Raw genomic sequence first — 14,948 nt, forward strand, 5'->3', positions numbered from 1 at the left:
CTTCCGCGTTCGCGATCACCGGTCGGACCGCCCGGCTCATGACAGGGCGCGCCTGGTCAGTCGTTCCTGGTGAAGGTGCCGAGGCCGGTTGTGTCGAGGTTCTCGACCCGGACCTTGTCCGCGCGCCCGCCGGATCCGACGGTGAAGGTCACACCGGACAGGCCGACCGCGTTTTCGCCGGTGGTGCGGTAGCTGAAGGTGTCACCGTCGTAGTGGCGCAGGGGGAACCGTTGCTTCTTGGGACCCAGTTGCATGGTGAGCTCGTCCCCCTGGGCACTGACGGTCATCGGGCCGTAGTACTCGTTGGCGTACGTTCCGGTGTAGGCGCTGTTCGCCTTGGCGGGTGCGGGTGAGGCCGGAGGCTTGCTGTAGTCGACCTCGGAGCGTTCTCCCGCGGCCGCCTGCTTGAAGATCGGCCCGAGGAACGTCAGCCAGTCGACGGTCGGCCCGCCCGTCTGCGCGGTGTCGAGGAACGTGGTGGCGATCGCCTCGGGCACGCCGATGGGCTCGCCGTTGGTCAGGACGACGATGCCGAGCTTTTCCGAGGGCAGCAGGCTGACGTTGGTGGCCGCCCCCAGCGCGAAGGCACCGGAGTGGCCGAGCTTCAGCCTGCCCTGGTCGTCGTAGCTCACGTTCCAGCCGAGCCCGTAGAACCCGGCTCTGCCCGCGGGGGCGTGCGGCGGCTCGGACATGATGTGCGGCAGGTGGGTCTGCTCCAGCGCGTCGGCGTTGACGACCTGCCGCCCGTCGAACTTGCCGTTGTCCAGTTGCAGGCGCAGCCACTTCACCATGTCCCGCACCGTGGAACTGGCCCCGCCCGCCGGGCTCTGGGCGTCCGCGTCACGCACATGCTCGGCACGCCAGGTGTCCCCGCTCTTCACATGCAGGGCGGCCTTGTTCGGCGCCTTCTCGTAGTCGGCGAAGGAGGAGCTGGTGGAGTCCATGCCGAGCGGCTGGTACAGCTTCTGGGCGGACAGCTTCTCCCAACTGGTCCCCGCTGCCCGCGCGGTGGCGACGGCGGCTTCGGTCAGCCCGAAGTTGGTGTACGCGTAGTGGGCACGGAAGGGAGCCAGCGGTTGGTGGCGGAGGTGGTTCAGGATGTACGCGCGGTCGTAGCCGAGGTCCTCCAGGAGGTCTCCGGCGTGGTCGGGCAGTCCGCTGCGATGCGAGAACAGGTCGGCCAGCGTGACATGGCGGGTGACCCACGGGTCCTTCAGGGTGAAGCCGGAGCCGTGCTCGACGACCGGGTCGTCCCAGCCGACGGTCTTGTCGCCCACGGCCGCGGCGACCACGGTGGAGGCGAGGGGCTTGGAGACCGAGGCGAGCTGGAAGACGGTGTCCGCTCCGACCCGGCTCTCCGTGCCTGCCTCCCGCACACCGAACCCCTTCAGGTACAGCACCTTGTCGTCGTGCACCACGCCCACGGCCACGCCGGGCACACCGGTGCGGCGCATGGCGTCGCGTACGACGCCGTCCAGCCGGTCCACCGCGGTCTCGACGTCGGCCCGGGTGAGCTGCGACGGGGGCTGGGCGGGTGGGACGGTGGGCAGCGGCGACGTCGCGGCAGCCGCACGGCCGACCGCGGCGGCGGTGGTGTCGGCCTCGGGCCCGGTGCAGCCGACGGCCAGCGCCGCCACCAGGCCCAGTGCCGCGGCGGCGCGAAGTGGCCGGTGGCTTGTGCTGTCGAGTCGGGACATGGTTTCCATGTAAATCCCTGCCTCGGTGCCTGGCGCGCCTTCGCAGGCCGTTCGGGGGGTCCGTCGTTCGCCGTCCCGTTCGCCTCTTGAGCCCCGCGTTTCGGCCGGACGGAGTCCCACCCTCGTCCAGCAGGGCCGGGAACGACGCGGTCCTGTGGCGGGCTCAGTCGGGCCAGACGCCCGTCTCCAGCAGTGCGGCGATCGCCGTCGTGTACGGCTCGATGTCCAGGTTCTGCTCGGCCAGCCACGCGTCCGAGTAGTACTTGTCCAGGTACCGGTCGCCGGGGTCGCAGAGGAGGGTGACGACGCTGCCCCGCCGTCCCTCGGCCACCATCTCGGCGATGATCTTCAGCGCGCTCCACAGTCCGGTGCCGGTCGAGCCGCCCGCGCGGCGGCCGATGGTCCGCTCCAGGGCGCGTACGGCGGCGACGCTGGCCGCGTCCGGGACCTTCATCATGCGGTCGATCGCGCCGGGCACGAAGCTCGGTTCCATGCGGGGCCGGCCGATGCCCTCGATGCGCGAACCGCAGTCGCAGGTGACGTCCGGATCGCCGGTGGTCCAGCCCTCGAAGAAACAGGAGTTCTCCGGATCGGCCACACAGATGCGGGTGTCGTGCTGCATGTAGTGCACGTACCGGGCGATGGTCGCCGAGGTGCCGCCGGTGCCGGCCGTGGCGACGATCCACGCGGGCTCCGGGAAACGTTCCAACTCCAGTTGGCGGAAGATGGATTCGGCGATGTTGTTGTTGCCGCGCCAGTCCGTGGCCCGTTCCGCGTAGGTGAACTGGTCCATGTAGTGGCCGCCCGTCTCCACCGCGAGGCGGGCGGACTCCTCGTACATGGTGCGCGAGTCGTCCACGAAGTGGCACCGGCCGCCGTGGAACTCGATGAGGCGGATCTTCTCGGCGCTCGTCGTGCGCGGCATGACCGCGATGAAGGGGACGCCGATCAGCTTCGCGAAGTACGCCTCGGACACGGCGGTGGAGCCGCTGGACGCCTCGATCACCGGGCGGCCCGGCCGGATCCAGCCATTGCACAGGCCGTAGAGGAAGAGCGAGCGGGCGAGCCGGTGCTTGAGGCTGCCGGTGGGGTGGGTCGACTCGTCCTTGAGGTACAGGTCGATGCCCCACCTCTCCGGGAGCGGGAACCGCAGGAGGTGCGTGTCGGCCGAGCGGTTGGCGTCGGCCTGGACCTTGCGGACGGCTTCTTTCAGCCAGCCGCGGTAGGCGGTGTCGCTGCGGTCGACGTCGAGGGTGTCGCCGGTCCTGGTCTGCTGAGGGGTGCTCACGGCGGGGCTCCTAACACTGCGCGCGCCGACGGCGCGTCGCGCGGCCGCCCTCTCGATCATAGACACCTTCCGCACGCTTCTCACCTGCATAAACACACCTTTGAGAGCCCCAAAGACACCCCTGGGGACGCCTTGGATCGCCGCGCGGGGGCGCATTCGGACGAGTGCTCCGGGCGCTCCCGGTGAGATGCCATGCGTACTGGTGCCCGACGTCCACGGCGGGCAGACTGCACCGGGCGGGACGGACGTCTCGGACGGGGGCGCACACTGGATCACGACAGACGCCGGCTCTCGGCCCCCGCGGGGCCCGGGTCGGCACACCGACACGCACAAGGGGGCGGAGCGGCATGGCGGAGCCGGAGTTCACGGCTACGGGCGTGCGGATCGGCAAGAGGTTGCGCTCGCTCACCCGGGCCGGTCAGGTCCGGATCAACGACGGCAGGCTGGAACTGCTCACCAGTTACGGCAGCGAGATCGACAGCGCGCCGGTACAGGCGGTGCGGGCCTCCAAGCCCTGGTTCGCTGCGGACGACCGGGCCCTCGCCGATCTCAACGGCAACAGGTATCTGCTGACCCTGGGCGATCACGACCCCGCTCCGGGCGAGCCGGGGCCGCCCGCGGCACGCCGGTTCATCGAGGCGGTACGCCGGGCAGCGGGGCGTGGCGACTGAGTCACCGCGAGTTGCGGGACCGCGCCTCCTGAGTCACGCTGGTCTCACATCACTCTGGGTCAACCGGCGATCACGCTGCGAACCAGCCCGCCGGGCACGACAGCAGGCGGCCGTTCTCATGCCGGCACCTGCTGGATCGATCCGAACTCCGTGTTCTTCCGGACCTCACGTCGGGGAGTCGCAGCCGTGATCACTCACCCAAGCAGGCACTGCACGGTGGAGCTGCAAGCTCTGCCGTCGCGGATCGGCCAGGTCCGCAGAATCCTTTCAGCGCAGTTGCGCTACTGGCATATGGACCCCCTCATAGACCGGGCCGTGCTCGGTGTGACGGAGCTGTTGACCAACGTCCACCGCCATGCCCAGCCCGACAAGACGTGCACCGTGAAGATCGAGCTGCTGCTCGACCGGCTCATGGTCTCGGTGCACGACCACGACCCGCGTCTGCCGGTCGTGGCCGACCTCAAGGACACCGAGCCGCTCGCCACGTGCGGGCGCGGGCTCGCCATGGTCGCCGCGGTCAGCGAGAGCTGGGGCGTGCGGCCGGACGGCGAGGCGGGGAAGTTCGTGTGGTTCACCCTGCCGACGCCCGCCGCCGCGCGGCCGCAGCGCCGAACCGTCCGCGACAAGACCGCGCTCCGGTTCACCGAGGTGCGGGCCGAGAGCCGCAGGCCGGAACACGCTCCCGCCCGGTCGGCCGTTGCCGGCTGACCGGGCGGTGACGCCTCTTCCTTCCGCTCGTTCGCCTGCGGGGCGCGTTCAGCGCTCCCCCGCCCAGCCGCTGTGAGCCCTTGACCGTCACTCGGTGGCGATCGCCCGCAGTATGTCCAGGCGCGCCGCGCGCCGGGCCGGGCGCAGGCCCGCGAGGGCTCCCGCGGCGAGGCCCACCAGGGCGACCACCGCGAGCCGCAGGGGCGGCAACGCGAAGGCGAAGGTGCTGTCGCTCGCCCCGTCCGAGGCCTCGACCAGGACCCAGCCGAGGAACGCGCCGAGGGCGAGTCCGCCGACCGTGCCGAAGGCGGCGACCAGGACCGACTCCCAGCGGACCATGGCCCGGAGCTGGGAACGGGTCTGGCCCACGGCCCTCAGCAGGCCCAGTTCGCGGGTGCGCTCGTGGATCGCCAGGGTCAGCGTGTTGGCGATGCCCAGCAGCGCGATGAGGACCGCGAGGGCGAGCAGCGCGTAGACCAGCGTCAGCATCATGTCGATCCCGCCGGCCGAGGACTGCGCGTACTCGTCGCGGGTCTGCACCTCGGGATGGCCGTACCGTGCCGCCACCTTCTCCACGGCAGCCTTGCCCGCGCCCGTGCTCACGCCGTCCTTGAAGGAGACCGCGACGAGTGTGTCGGAGTCCTGTGTGCGGTGCGGGGCCCAGGCCGCGCGGGTGATGACGTACTCCCCGGCCAGCTCGGACCGGCCGTAGACCGCGCGGACGGTGAAGGTGTCCTTCTCGCCGTCGGTGAAGGCGAGTTGTGCCTTGTCCCCGGTCGTGAGGCCCTGCTTCTCGGCCTCCGCCTCGGTGATGGCGATGCCGTCGGTGCCGAGGCCGCTCAGCGAGCCCCTCACCGTGCCGAGGTCGAAGGTGCGCTCCAGTGCGAGCGGATCGGTGACGGTCAACGCCCGTCCCTTGCCGTCGACTTCGGCGACACCGCGACCGAGGCCCACGGCCGTGTCCACCTCGGGCAGTCGCTGGACCGCTGCGGCGAGCCGGGGGCTGAGGCCGCTGCCGCCCGCACCGAACGACGGGGTGCTGACAGCGACATCGCCCGCGAAGGACCGGGACACGGTCTGGTCCATGGTGGCCTTCAGGGACGCCCCGAACACCGTGAAGAGAGACACCACGGCCACGCCGATCATCAGCGCACTCGCGGTGGCGGCCGTCCGCTTCGGACTGCGCAGGGCGTTGCGCCGGGCGAGCGAGCCGGTGACTCCGCGGAGATGGCCGAGGGGACCGCCGAGGACCCGTACGGCCGTCGTGGAAGCGACGGGGCCGAGAACCACGAACGCGGACAGGGCCATGACGGCACCGGCTCCCGCGAGCCAGATCGACGGCGAGACCAGGACACCGGTGAGGGTGACGGCCACGGCGAGCGAGGCCAGGCCGGCGCCGGTGACCGCTCGGACGCGGGAGGCGCCCGGCTGGTCGACGGCCGTCTCGCGCAGCGCGGCGAGAGGTGCGGTGCGTCCGGCGCGTACGGCGGGCAGCAGCGCGGAGCCCAGACAGACCACGACGCCGACCGCGAGCGGCAGCGCCATCGACAGCGCGCCGATCACCAAGTCGCCCTCGGGGAAGGGGAATCCGATCGCCGGGAACAGCGCCTGGAGGCCGGCCGCGATCCCGATGCCACCCGCGAGGCCCGCGGCGGAGGCGGTGACGGCCACGACGCTCGCCTCGGTCAGGGTCGACGCGGTGACCTGGCGGCGGGAGGCGCCGAGTGCCCGCAACAGGGCGTTCTCGCGGGTGCGTTGGGCGACCACGATCGCGAAGGTGTTGTGGATGGAGAAGGTGGCGACGAGGAGGGCGACGCCCGAGAACACCAGGAGGAAGGTCGTGAAGACGGCCAGGAACCGGCTGGAGATCATGTCGGTGTTCTCCTCGGTCGACTCCTGGCCGGTGATCGCCTCAACGCCCTTGGGCAGTACGGGCGTCAGCCGGTCGACCAGCTCCCGCTGGCTGACGCCGGGACCTGCGCGCACCTGGATGGTCGACGCCTCTCCGGGCCTGGCCGTGAGGTACTTCTCGGCGTCGGCCCGGGTCATGCCGGTGAACGTCACCTGGGCCATGCCGTCCTCGCCGCCGAAGGTCGCGAGGCCGACGATCGTCACCTCGACGGGGTCGGGCGTACGCAGGACCGTCGTGTCGCCGATCTTCAGACCGCCCTTCTCCGCGGTGCCGCGGTTCACGACGACCTCTCCGGACTTCTGTGGGGCGCGGCCCTCGGCGAGTCGGTACGGGTTGAGCTTCGGGTCGTCGATCCAGTTCCCGGCGAGCGTGGGCGGTCCCTGGCCGCCGATGGGCTTGCCGTTCGCGCCGACGAGCTGACCGGCGCCCTGGATGTCGGGGGCGGCGGCCGCGACGCCGGGGACCCGCTCGACGGAATCGACCAGATCGGTGGCGACCGGCTCGCGCACCCCCTGGCTCTCCCCGGGCGTGGTGATGGCGTCGGCACTGCGGATCACGGCGTCGGTGCCACTGGTCGCGTTGCCGAACATGGTGTCGAAGCTCGCGCGGAGGGTGTCGCCCATGACGAGCGTTCCGGCGAGGAAGGCGACGCCGAGGAACACGGCGAGGAAGGTTCCGGCGAAGCGGCGTTTGTGGGCGCGGAGGGAGGTGACGCTCAGGCGGAGGGAGGCGTTCATGAGGGCTCCTCCGTGCGCGCGGGCCGCTCGGTCCGCGAGGGTGCCTGTGCCTGCGAGGGCGCCTCGGTCCGCGAAGCCGCCTGTGTCTGCGGTGGCGTCTCTGTCCGCGGTGGCGTCTCTGTCCGGGACGGCGCCTCGAAGGCCTTCAGGCGGTCCAGGACCCGCTCCGCGGTCGGGGACTCCATCCGGTCCACCAGACGTCCGTCCGCCAGGAACACGACCTCGTCGGCGTGGGCGGCGGCGACCGGGTCGTGGGTGACCATGACGACCGTGCGGCCCGTGCGGCGCACGGTCCTGCCGAGGAGGCCGAGGACCTCCTGGCCGGAGCGGGAGTCGAGGTTTCCGGTGGGCTCGTCCGCGAAGACGACGTCGGGCCGGCCGGCGAACGCCCGGGCCACGGCGACGCGTTGCTGCTGTCCGCCGGAGAGTTCGGAGGGCCGGTGGCGGAGCCGGTCGCGCAGGCCGACGACGTCGATCAGCGCGTCGATCCACTCCGGGTCGCCCTTGCCGCCCGCGAGGTCCAGCGGCAGCCGGATGTTCTCCTCGACGGTCAGCGTCGGCACCAGGTTGAACGCCTGGAAGACGAAGCCGACGCGGTCCCGGCGCAGCAGGGTCAGGCGGCGGTCATCGAGGGAGCCGAGATCGGTGTCGCCGATGTAGGAGGTGCCTCCGGTGAGCGTGTCGAGCCCGGCCGCGCAGTGCATGAGCGTGGACTTGCCGGAGCCCGAGGGCCCCATGATGGCGGTGAAGCGGCCGGCCGGGAAGTCGACGCTCACCCCGTCCAGGGCCCTCACACCGGTGTCACCGCCGCCGTACACCTTCACGGCGTCGACCACCCGGGCGGCCGGCAGCGTCTTCGCCGGCACAGTCATGGCGGTCGTGGCGGTCACACCGCACCGCCCTTGCCCGTCGTGCGGCCGAACTGCTCGTCCAGGACGGACAGTCGGCGCCAGTACTCGTCCTCGTCGATCTCACCGGAGGCGAAGCGGCGGCCGAGCATGGCGATCGGCGAGTCGCCGGAGGGCCCGGTGTCGGCCATGGCGCGCCACGGTCCGCGGCGGCCGCGCCACACGGTGCGGCGCAGGACGGTGACGACGCCGAGCACGACGGCCGCCCAGATCAGTGGGAAGAAGAGGATCCACGGGCCCGGGCCGCCGTCCCAGTTCGCGAGAGTCTGCATGTCGGTTCATCTCCCTGGAGTTCCTGAAGGTGTCCTTCGGTGATGCTTCGAGACTGGCTCCGGGCAGGGGTCCGGGTCGTCGTACGGCCAGCGGCAGTGCGTATACCTCCCGGGGAGTACGCGGGCCTGTTCCGGCTGCTCCCTACAGACCTCGACTTCTGTAACTACTAGTATGTACAGTGCGGGTATGAGCACCTCGGACCGACTGATCGAGTCCACCCGTGAGCTGCTGTGGGAGCGTGGCTATGTGGGGACCAGCCCCAAGGCCATCCTGGAGCGGGCGGGCGCCGGACAGGGCAGCATGTACCACCACTTCAAGGGCAAGCCCGACCTCGCCCTGGCCGCGATCCGAAGGACCGCCGAGGAACTGCGCGCCGGCGCGGAGGAGGTGCTCGGCGGGCCCGGCACGCCGTACGAGCGCATCGAGGCGTATCTGCGGCGTGAGCGCGACGTGCTGCGCGGCTGCCCGGTCGGCCGGCTCACCATGGATCCGGACGTCGTCGCCAGCGACGAACTGCGCGCGCCCGTCGACGAGACGATCGACTGGATCCGCGAACGCATCGCGGGGATCGTCGAGGAGGGCAAGGAGCAGGGCCAGTTCGCGTCCTCGCTGGACGGCGAGGAGATCGCGGCGACCGTGCTCGCGACCGTCCAGGGCGGCTACGTCCTCGCCCGCGCGTCCGGCTCCCCCGCCGCGTTCGACACGGGCGTGCGGGGCCTTCTCTCACTGCTCAAGCCCCGGACGACGTAAGAGAGTTCATCCACCTGAGGAGAGGCCCGATGCAGGCCATGCAGTACGAGCTCACCCTGCCCGCGGATTACGACATGGATGTCGTCCGCGCCCGCGTGGCCCGGATCGGGCACCTGCTGGACGACTGGGAGGGCCTGGGCTTCAAGACGTACCTGATGCGCGAGCGCGGGGTGAACGGCTCGCCCGTCAACCAGTACGCGCCCTTCTACCTCTGGAACACCGTGGAGGGCATGAACACCTTCCTCTGGGGAGGCGCCTTCCAGGGGCTCAGCGACGACTTCGGGCGGCCGTCGGTGCGGCAGTGGACGGGTCTGTCGTACGAGGAGGGCGGCGCCGTCGGCTCGCCCGCCCGGTGGGCCGTGCGAACGCGTCAACCGGTGCCGGAGGGCATGGAGTTGGCCGAGGTGATGGCGGACGCGGTGGGTGGGACGGAGCGGCTGGCCGGAGAGGACGGCGCGGCGTGCGCGGCGGCCGCCGTGGACACCGCCCGCTGGGAGCTCGTGCACTTCTCGCTCTGGGCGCACGAGTCGCCGAAGGCGGACGGCGAGGTGTTCGAGGTGCTGCACGTGTCGGCGCCGGGCCGGGAGCGGCTGCCGCGGGGACGGCAGTGGTGAGGGCGGGCGCGGTCCGTACGGTGACCGGTGACGTCCCCGCCGAAGAGCTCGGTGTGTGCGACGCCCACGACCACCTGTTCTTCGGCAGTCCCCGACTGCCCGGCCAGGAGCTGCGGAGCCTCTCCGCGGCGCGGGCCGAACTGACCGCGTTCGCCGCGCAGGGCGGTGGCGCCGTGGTGCAGTGGACGCCGTACGGGCTGGGACGGCGGGCCGCCGATCTGCCAGCCCTGTCGCGGGAGACCGGGGTGCGGATCGTCGCCGCGACCGGACTGCACCAGGCCGTCCACTACGACGACGACACGCTCGCCGGGCTGCGCGGGAGGCCGGCCGACGTGTTCGTCGCCGAACTGACCGAGGGCATCGGGACGTCGGGGGTCCGTGCGGGACTGATCAAGGTGGCGGGCGGCTTCCACGCGCTGGACGCACACGCCCGCTGGACGATGACCGCGGCGGCCGAGGCCCATCACGCGACGGGGGCGCCGATCGCCGTCCACCTGGAGCTGGGGACCGGCGCGCTGGATGTACTGGACCTGCTGTGCGGGGAGTTGGGGGTGCCGCCGCAGCGGGTGATCCTCGGGCACCTCAACCGCTCCCCCGACTTCGCGGTGCACCGCCAGGCGGCGGAGTCGGGCTGCTACCTCGCGTTCGACGGGCCCTCGCGCGCCCATCACGCCACGGACTGGCGCATGCCGGACGCGATACGGGCTCTGGCCGAGGCGGGCCATGGAGACCGTCTGCTGCTCGGCGGCGACACCACGACGGCGGCGGCCCGGGCGGTGAACGGCGGCCCGGGGATGCCGTATCTGCTGCGCCGGGTGTGGCCGCGGCTCGCGGTCGAGCTGGGCGACCTGGGTGAGGACCTGGTGCGGCGCATCTTCACCCGGAACCCCGGTCGGGCCCTGGCGGTGGAGTGGAGTCGCCCCTGACGCCGCTCACCGGCACAGGGCGTCGATGTCCTCGGAGAACGTCGGGAACTCGGACCGGGCGGACGTGACGATGTCGCGGGTGGAGCGGCGCGGGGTGGTGGCGTGGCGCTCGGCGAGTTCGGTCAGCGCCGGGTCCGGGCGGGCGTCGTACCGCTCGAACTCCACGATCTCCATCGGTCCCAGGCCGTCGGCCAGCACCCACAGGAAGTCGGACAGGTTCGCCGCGACCACACCGCGCTCGCCCTCCGAGCCCAGGAACACCACGGGCTGCTCGACGAGGGGCCGCCCCGGCCGCACGCACCACAGGGCTGCGAGGCCACCGGTGCCGTCCTGTCCGAAGACCCGGTAGGCGTCGCCGTCCAGTTCGTGGTTGCCGGTCCAGTGGCGCAGCCAGTCGGTGGTCTCCTCGGCGGAGTCGAAGGCGTCGTACGGCTCGAAGTCGACGCCCTCACCCTCGTCGTAGTCGAACTCCACTCGCGCCACGTCGGCCAGGGCGGGCGGAAAGAGGCGGTCGCCCTCAGTCGTCTCGATCATGCCCGCAGGCTAGCCGCCACCACTGACAACGCCCCTACGCCACCGAGATGTCCACCGAGGGCCGCAGTTTCGCCGCCGCGGCCAGCGCCTCGTGGGCGGGATGGTTCACGAAGGCCGCCATCAGGCCCTCGTCCGCCGGGAGTTCGGCGGCCGGACAGGCGATCTGCTCGTAGGCGGCCTGGAACCGCGGGCCCCAGCGGCGGGCGCCGAGACGGGCCGTGCGGGAGCAGTTGTCGACCATGTGGGCGACGTCGCGGGCGTGCATGTAGGGCAGGAGGGAGTCGACGGCCTCGATGACGGACTCGTTGACGATCTCGGACCAGGGGTGGCCGCGCTCGGCGAACTCGTCGATCTGGGCGAGCATGGTGGCGATGAACACCCCGGCGGTGAACGGGTCGACGGGCAGCGCGCGTTCGCCCCGCCGGGCGCGCACCCGCGCACCGGCGCGCCACATCGGTGAGCCGCCGATCTCGCTCATCGGGCGTGTCCCGAGCCGCCGTTCGGCCAGGATCACACTGCGCAACTCGGTGCCGTCGGCGACCTCGTCGTAGATCTCCGCGACGATCTCGCGGGCGGGCCCGTAGGTCGCCGTGTACGCCCGGTCGAAGACCTCCCGGCCGGACGGGGGCAGGCTGTCACGGACGGCGCGCAGGCCGGAGTGCGAGATGGTGCGGGCGATCGGCCCGGTGACGTTCTCGCAGGACCTCTCGTAGGCCGTCACCTCGTCGTCCCCGGCCAGGCGGTACCGCGTGTACAGCGTCTCGACGATGCCGTGGACGGCACCGAGCAGGATGGCGCGTTCGCCGACGATGTCCGAGAGGTACTCGCTGTGAAGCGTGGTCCGGAAGGTGTACGGCGATCCGAGCGCCACCGACCAGCCGAGCGCGAGGTCGACGGCCCGGCCGTCGGGGTCGGCGTGCACGGCGAAACTGCTGTTGATTCCCGCGCCGTTGACGTCGGCGCCCTGCTGGTAGAGGCGGCGCACGGAGTCGCCCATGCCCTTGGGGCACACGGCGATCACGGGGTGGCCCGCGGGGAACTCGCCACCGCTCTCGCGGAGATGGCCGAGGAGGAAGCCGTGCGACAGGCCGATCGCGGCGCCGGGCTTCAACACCGCGAAGATCTCCCGGTGGTGGGCGGCGAGTGCCGCGTCCGCGATCAGCAGCACGACCAGGTCGCTGTCGGCGGCGACGGCGAGCCAGTCGCCGAGCGTGCCGTCCTCCTCGGTGAAGCCGTGGGCGCGCGCGTCGGCGGCCGACGGGGAGCCGGGGCGCAGTCCCACGGACACCCGGATGTCCGTACCCGCGAGGGAGTCGCGCAGGTTGAGCGCCTGGGCCCGTCCCTGCGGGCCCCAGCCGAGCACGCCGATACGGCGGATCCCGGCGAAGGCCTGGGACAGCAGGGGGAAGAGGTGCCGGCCGCCGCGCAGGACGGTCTCCGTACCGCCGGGGACATCCATGGTTTCGAGGGTGAAGACGCCGGAGGTGTACGTGGTGGAGGTCATGGTGGAGTTGTAGGCTCCGGCTGGACATTGCGGCAAGCGCAACTTGTGCAGCGCACTGTTGCGCGAAGTGAAAGGCCCAGGTCACGTGGACGATCACCGGGAGCTGCGGCTCTTCCTGCACCTCGCCCAGACGCTGAACTTCGGCCGGACGAGTCTCGACTGCCATGTCAGTCCGGCCACGCTGACGAGGACCGTGCAGCGCCTGGAGGCGGACGTCGGGCACCGGCTGTTCGACCGCGGGCCGCGCGGGGTGTCGCTGACCGCGGAAGGGCACCGCTTCCGCGAATACGCCGTCCAGGCGCTGGAGTTGTGGCGCGCCTACCGCGAGGAGCACCCCGACCCGGCCGAACTGACCGGCCGCCTCGCGGTGTTCGCGACGGTGACCGCCTGCCAGGCCCTGCTGCCCGACCTGTTGGCGCCGTTCCGGGCGGCCCATCCGCAGGTACGGCTGGACCTGCGCACCGGTGACGCCGCGGCGGCCCTGGCCCGGCTGGACGAGGGCGAAGTGGACGTGGCCGTGGCGGGGATCCCGGCCCGGCTGCCGGAGGGGCTGGTGAGCCGGACGGTGGCGGTGACCGAGCTGGTCCTGGTCACCGCGCGGGACCGGCCGGACCCGGACCTGGAAGGGCCGTTCGTGCTCCCGCACCGCGGACTCGTCCGTGAGGCGGCCGACCGCTGGTTCCGCGCCCGGGGCACGGCCCCCGACGTGGCCTGCGAGCCCGACGGGCACGAAGGCCTGCTGACGCTGGTCGCCCTCGGCTGCGGCACGGGCGTGGTCCCCCGCCTCGTACTGGAACACAGCGCGGTGCGCGAAAGGCTCTCGGAGGTGTCCGCCGAGCCGCCGCCCGAAGAGTTCCCGATCGGACTGTGCGTGCGGCGGTCCGATCTGCGCCGGCCGCTGGTGGCGGCGCTGTGGAGCTTGACGGTGCCGCCGGGTCCCCGGCCACACTGACCTGACCGACCCGACACTGATGGGAAGCACATGCGAGTCGTCGTCATCGGCGGAAGCGGGCACATCGGCACCTTTCTCGTCCCCCGGCTGGTCCGCGCCGGGCATGAAGTGATCAACATCAGCCGCGGCAGCCGTAGCGCCTACACCGAGGCTCCCGAATGGCGGCACGTGCGGCAGGTCGTGGCCGACCGGGAGCAGGAGGACAGGGAGGGCGGTTTCGGGGACCGGGTGGCCGGGCTGGAGCCGGATGTCGTGGTCGACCTGGTCTGTTTCACCCTGGACTCGGCCACCGCGCTGGTCGGGCGGCTGCGCGGCACGGCCGGGCATCTGCTGCACTGCGGCTCCGTGTGGCGCCACGGCCCCGCCGACAAGGTTCCGGTCTCCGAGACCACGGGCACCCCGCCCGTCGGGGAGTACGGCATCCAGAAGGACCGGATCGCCCGGATGCTGAAGGAGGAGACCGCTTCCGGGGGCCTGGTGACCACGTCCTTGCACCCGGGGCACATCGTCGGACCCGGCTGGCACCCGATCGGCCCGCTGGGCAACCTCGACCCCACCGTCTGGTACACGCTCTCGGCGGGGCAGCCGCTGCGGATCCCGGGCAGCGGGGTCGAGCTGATGCACCACGTGCACGCCGACGACGTGGCGCAGGCCTTCGAGCGGGCGATCGAGCACCGGGACGCGGCGGCCGGAGAGGACTTCAACATCGTCGCCCCGACCGCGCTGAACGTGCGGGGATACTCCCGGATCGCGGCCGGCTGGTTCGGACGGAGCGCGTCGCTGGAGCCGGTGACCTGGGAGACGTTCCGCGCGAGCACGCCTGCCGAGCACGCCGAGGCGAGCTGGGAGCACCTCCACCGCAGCCACTGCTTCACCATCGAGAAGGCCAGGACCCTGCTCGGCTACGCACCGCGCTACGAACCGGAAGCGGCCGTGCGCGAGTCGATCAGCCGGCTGATCGAGACCGGCGAGCTGAAAGTGGCCGGGCCACTCGTCCACTGACCGGAGGCACGGCGGCTCCCCGCTGGGCCCGGTCGGCGTCCAGGCGCCGCACCCGGGCCACGTTCTCCCGGTCCTCGGCGTCCTCGCTCGCCTCCGCCGTGAACCAGGCGTCGAGGATCTCCTTGAGCAGCGGCTCGGAGGTGAGGCGGAGGCTGAGGGCCAGGACGTTGGCGTCGTTCCAGCGGCGGGCGCCGTCCGCGGTGTAGGCGTCCGTGCACAGCGCGGCCCGTACGCCGGGGACCTTGTTCGCGGCGATGGAGGCGCCGGTGCCGGTCCAGCAGCACACGATCGCCTGGTCGGCCGTCCCCGCGGCCACCTCACGGGCCGCGGCCTCCGAGCAGACGGCCCACTGCGGGTCGGCACCCGGGCTCAGGGCGCCGTGGGCGACGACCTCGTGGCCTCGCGCGCGCAACTCCTCGACGAGGGTGCGCGCGACTGGTTCGTCCATGTCCGAGGAGACGGAGATCCGCAT

General features: G+C 71.9%; 15 protein-coding genes. 7 read left to right on the forward strand and 8 right to left on the reverse strand.

The window, feature by feature from the left end:
• Positions 1-56: 56 nt before the first annotated feature.
• Together ACFYZ8_RS16780 and ACFYZ8_RS16785 are read right to left on the reverse strand one after the other, a co-directional pair.
• Positions 57-1,697, reverse strand: a complete 1,641-nt coding sequence (locus ACFYZ8_RS16780; RefSeq protein WP_388530835.1) for a serine hydrolase — start codon at positions 1,695-1,697, stop codon at positions 57-59.
• Positions 1,698-1,860: 163 nt separating this feature from the next.
• Entirely contained in the window at positions 1,861-2,985 is a 1,125-nt protein-coding gene (locus ACFYZ8_RS16785; RefSeq protein ID WP_359028463.1) for a PLP-dependent cysteine synthase family protein, read from the reverse strand.
• Between the two features lie 347 nt (positions 2,986-3,332).
• Between ACFYZ8_RS16785 and ACFYZ8_RS16790 the strand changes: the two genes are divergently transcribed.
• Together ACFYZ8_RS16790 and ACFYZ8_RS16795 are read left to right on the forward strand one after the other, a co-directional pair.
• Positions 3,333-3,656, forward strand: a complete 324-nt coding sequence (locus tag ACFYZ8_RS16790; RefSeq protein ID WP_123987341.1) for a hypothetical protein — start codon at positions 3,333-3,335, stop codon at positions 3,654-3,656.
• A 186-nt stretch (positions 3,657-3,842) separates the two neighbouring features.
• Positions 3,843-4,364, forward strand: a complete 522-nt coding sequence (locus ACFYZ8_RS16795) for an ATP-binding protein (RefSeq protein WP_359028462.1) — start codon at positions 3,843-3,845, stop codon at positions 4,362-4,364.
• A gap of 87 nt (positions 4,365-4,451) precedes the next feature.
• Here the strand turns inward: ACFYZ8_RS16795 and ACFYZ8_RS16800 are convergent, their stop codons facing one another.
• Genes ACFYZ8_RS16800 through ACFYZ8_RS16810 form a run of 3 tightly spaced genes read right to left on the reverse strand, consistent with a single transcriptional unit; the run spans position 4,452 to position 8,193 of the window.
• The gene (locus ACFYZ8_RS16800; protein WP_388530830.1) at positions 4,452-7,013 is read right to left on the reverse strand and encodes an ABC transporter permease; all 2,562 of its coding nucleotides are present in this window, start codon (positions 7,011-7,013) and stop codon (positions 4,452-4,454) included.
• Positions 7,010-7,903: an ABC transporter ATP-binding protein gene (locus ACFYZ8_RS16805; protein WP_388530827.1), complete on the reverse strand. Its 894-nt coding sequence runs from the start codon at positions 7,901-7,903 to the stop codon at positions 7,010-7,012. Before ACFYZ8_RS16805 ends, ACFYZ8_RS16800 begins: the two co-directional genes overlap by 4 nt.
• Positions 7,900-8,193: an SHOCT domain-containing protein gene (locus ACFYZ8_RS16810; protein WP_388530824.1), complete on the reverse strand. Its 294-nt coding sequence runs from the start codon at positions 8,191-8,193 to the stop codon at positions 7,900-7,902. The genes ACFYZ8_RS16805 and ACFYZ8_RS16810 overlap by 4 nt, the downstream gene beginning before the upstream one ends.
• Before the next feature lie 172 nt (positions 8,194-8,365).
• On the opposite strand from ACFYZ8_RS16810, the gene ACFYZ8_RS16815 reads away from it, so the two are divergent.
• The 3 genes from ACFYZ8_RS16815 to ACFYZ8_RS16825 are packed head-to-tail and all read left to right on the forward strand — an operon-like array spanning position 8,366 to position 10,484.
• Positions 8,366-8,944 carry a TetR/AcrR family transcriptional regulator gene (locus ACFYZ8_RS16815; RefSeq protein WP_388530822.1) on the forward strand — a complete coding sequence of 193 codons (579 nt, stop codon included), beginning with the start codon at positions 8,366-8,368 and terminating at the stop codon, positions 8,942-8,944.
• A 29-nt stretch (positions 8,945-8,973) separates the two neighbouring features.
• A complete protein-coding gene (locus ACFYZ8_RS16820; protein WP_388530819.1) occupies positions 8,974-9,558 on the forward strand; it encodes a DUF4865 family protein in 585 nt (194 codons plus the stop codon).
• Positions 9,552-10,484, forward strand: coding sequence for a phosphotriesterase (locus ACFYZ8_RS16825; RefSeq protein ID WP_388530816.1), 933 nt, complete (start codon positions 9,552-9,554; stop codon positions 10,482-10,484). Before ACFYZ8_RS16820 ends, ACFYZ8_RS16825 begins: the two co-directional genes overlap by 7 nt.
• Positions 10,485-10,490: 6 nt before the next feature.
• Here the strand turns inward: ACFYZ8_RS16825 and ACFYZ8_RS16830 are convergent, their stop codons facing one another.
• Positions 10,491-11,018 carry an SMI1/KNR4 family protein gene (locus tag ACFYZ8_RS16830; protein WP_388530812.1) on the reverse strand — a complete coding sequence of 176 codons (528 nt, stop codon included), beginning with the start codon at positions 11,016-11,018 and terminating at the stop codon, positions 10,491-10,493.
• A gap of 34 nt (positions 11,019-11,052) precedes the next feature.
• A complete protein-coding gene (locus ACFYZ8_RS16835) occupies positions 11,053-12,522 on the reverse strand; it encodes a ketol-acid reductoisomerase (RefSeq protein ID WP_359028456.1) in 1,470 nt (489 codons plus the stop codon).
• Between the two features lie 85 nt (positions 12,523-12,607).
• On the opposite strand from ACFYZ8_RS16835, the gene ilvY reads away from it, so the two are divergent.
• The gene (ilvY, locus tag ACFYZ8_RS16840; protein WP_388530810.1) at positions 12,608-13,474 is read left to right on the forward strand and encodes an HTH-type transcriptional activator IlvY; all 867 of its coding nucleotides are present in this window, start codon (positions 12,608-12,610) and stop codon (positions 13,472-13,474) included.
• A gap of 30 nt (positions 13,475-13,504) precedes the next feature.
• Complete coding sequence (locus ACFYZ8_RS16845; RefSeq protein WP_388530808.1) at positions 13,505-14,476, forward strand: NAD-dependent epimerase/dehydratase family protein; 972 nt, start codon at positions 13,505-13,507, stop codon at positions 14,474-14,476.
• Here ACFYZ8_RS16845 and ACFYZ8_RS16850 read toward each other — a convergent pair.
• Positions 14,421-14,948: an RpiB/LacA/LacB family sugar-phosphate isomerase gene (locus ACFYZ8_RS16850; protein WP_388530806.1), complete on the reverse strand. Its 528-nt coding sequence runs from the start codon at positions 14,946-14,948 to the stop codon at positions 14,421-14,423. The two genes, ACFYZ8_RS16845 and ACFYZ8_RS16850, sit on opposite strands and share 56 nt — an antisense overlap.

It is taken from the genome of Streptomyces sp. NPDC001668 (assembly GCF_042893155.1).
In the GTDB taxonomy this organism is placed as follows: Bacteria; Actinomycetota; Actinomycetes; order Streptomycetales; family Streptomycetaceae; genus Streptomyces.

What these genes read in the sequence shown, in the direction of transcription:
- ACFYZ8_RS16800 (WP_388530830.1), bottom strand. Translation starts at nt 7,013, where the DNA reads ATGAACGCCTCCCTCCGCCTGAGCGTCACCTCCCTCCGCGCCCACAAA.
- ACFYZ8_RS16815 (WP_388530822.1), top strand. Translation starts at nt 8,366, where the DNA reads ATGTACAGTGCGGGTATGAGCACCTCGGACCGACTGATCGAGTCCACC.
- ACFYZ8_RS16845 (WP_388530808.1), top strand. Translation starts at nt 13,505, where the DNA reads ATGCGAGTCGTCGTCATCGGCGGAAGCGGGCACATCGGCACCTTTCTC.
- ACFYZ8_RS16780 (WP_388530835.1), bottom strand. Translation starts at nt 1,697, where the DNA reads ATGTCCCGACTCGACAGCACAAGCCACCGGCCACTTCGCGCCGCCGCG.
- ACFYZ8_RS16820 (WP_388530819.1), top strand. Translation starts at nt 8,974, where the DNA reads ATGCAGGCCATGCAGTACGAGCTCACCCTGCCCGCGGATTACGACATG.
- ACFYZ8_RS16790 (WP_123987341.1), top strand. Translation starts at nt 3,333, where the DNA reads ATGGCGGAGCCGGAGTTCACGGCTACGGGCGTGCGGATCGGCAAGAGG.
- ACFYZ8_RS16830 (WP_388530812.1), bottom strand. Translation starts at nt 11,018, where the DNA reads ATGATCGAGACGACTGAGGGCGACCGCCTCTTTCCGCCCGCCCTGGCC.
- ACFYZ8_RS16810 (WP_388530824.1), bottom strand. Translation starts at nt 8,193, where the DNA reads ATGCAGACTCTCGCGAACTGGGACGGCGGCCCGGGCCCGTGGATCCTC.
- ACFYZ8_RS16850 (WP_388530806.1), bottom strand. Translation starts at nt 14,948, where the DNA reads ATGCGGATCTCCGTCTCCTCGGACATGGACGAACCAGTCGCGCGCACC.
- ACFYZ8_RS16835 (WP_359028456.1), bottom strand. Translation starts at nt 12,522, where the DNA reads ATGACCTCCACCACGTACACCTCCGGCGTCTTCACCCTCGAAACCATG.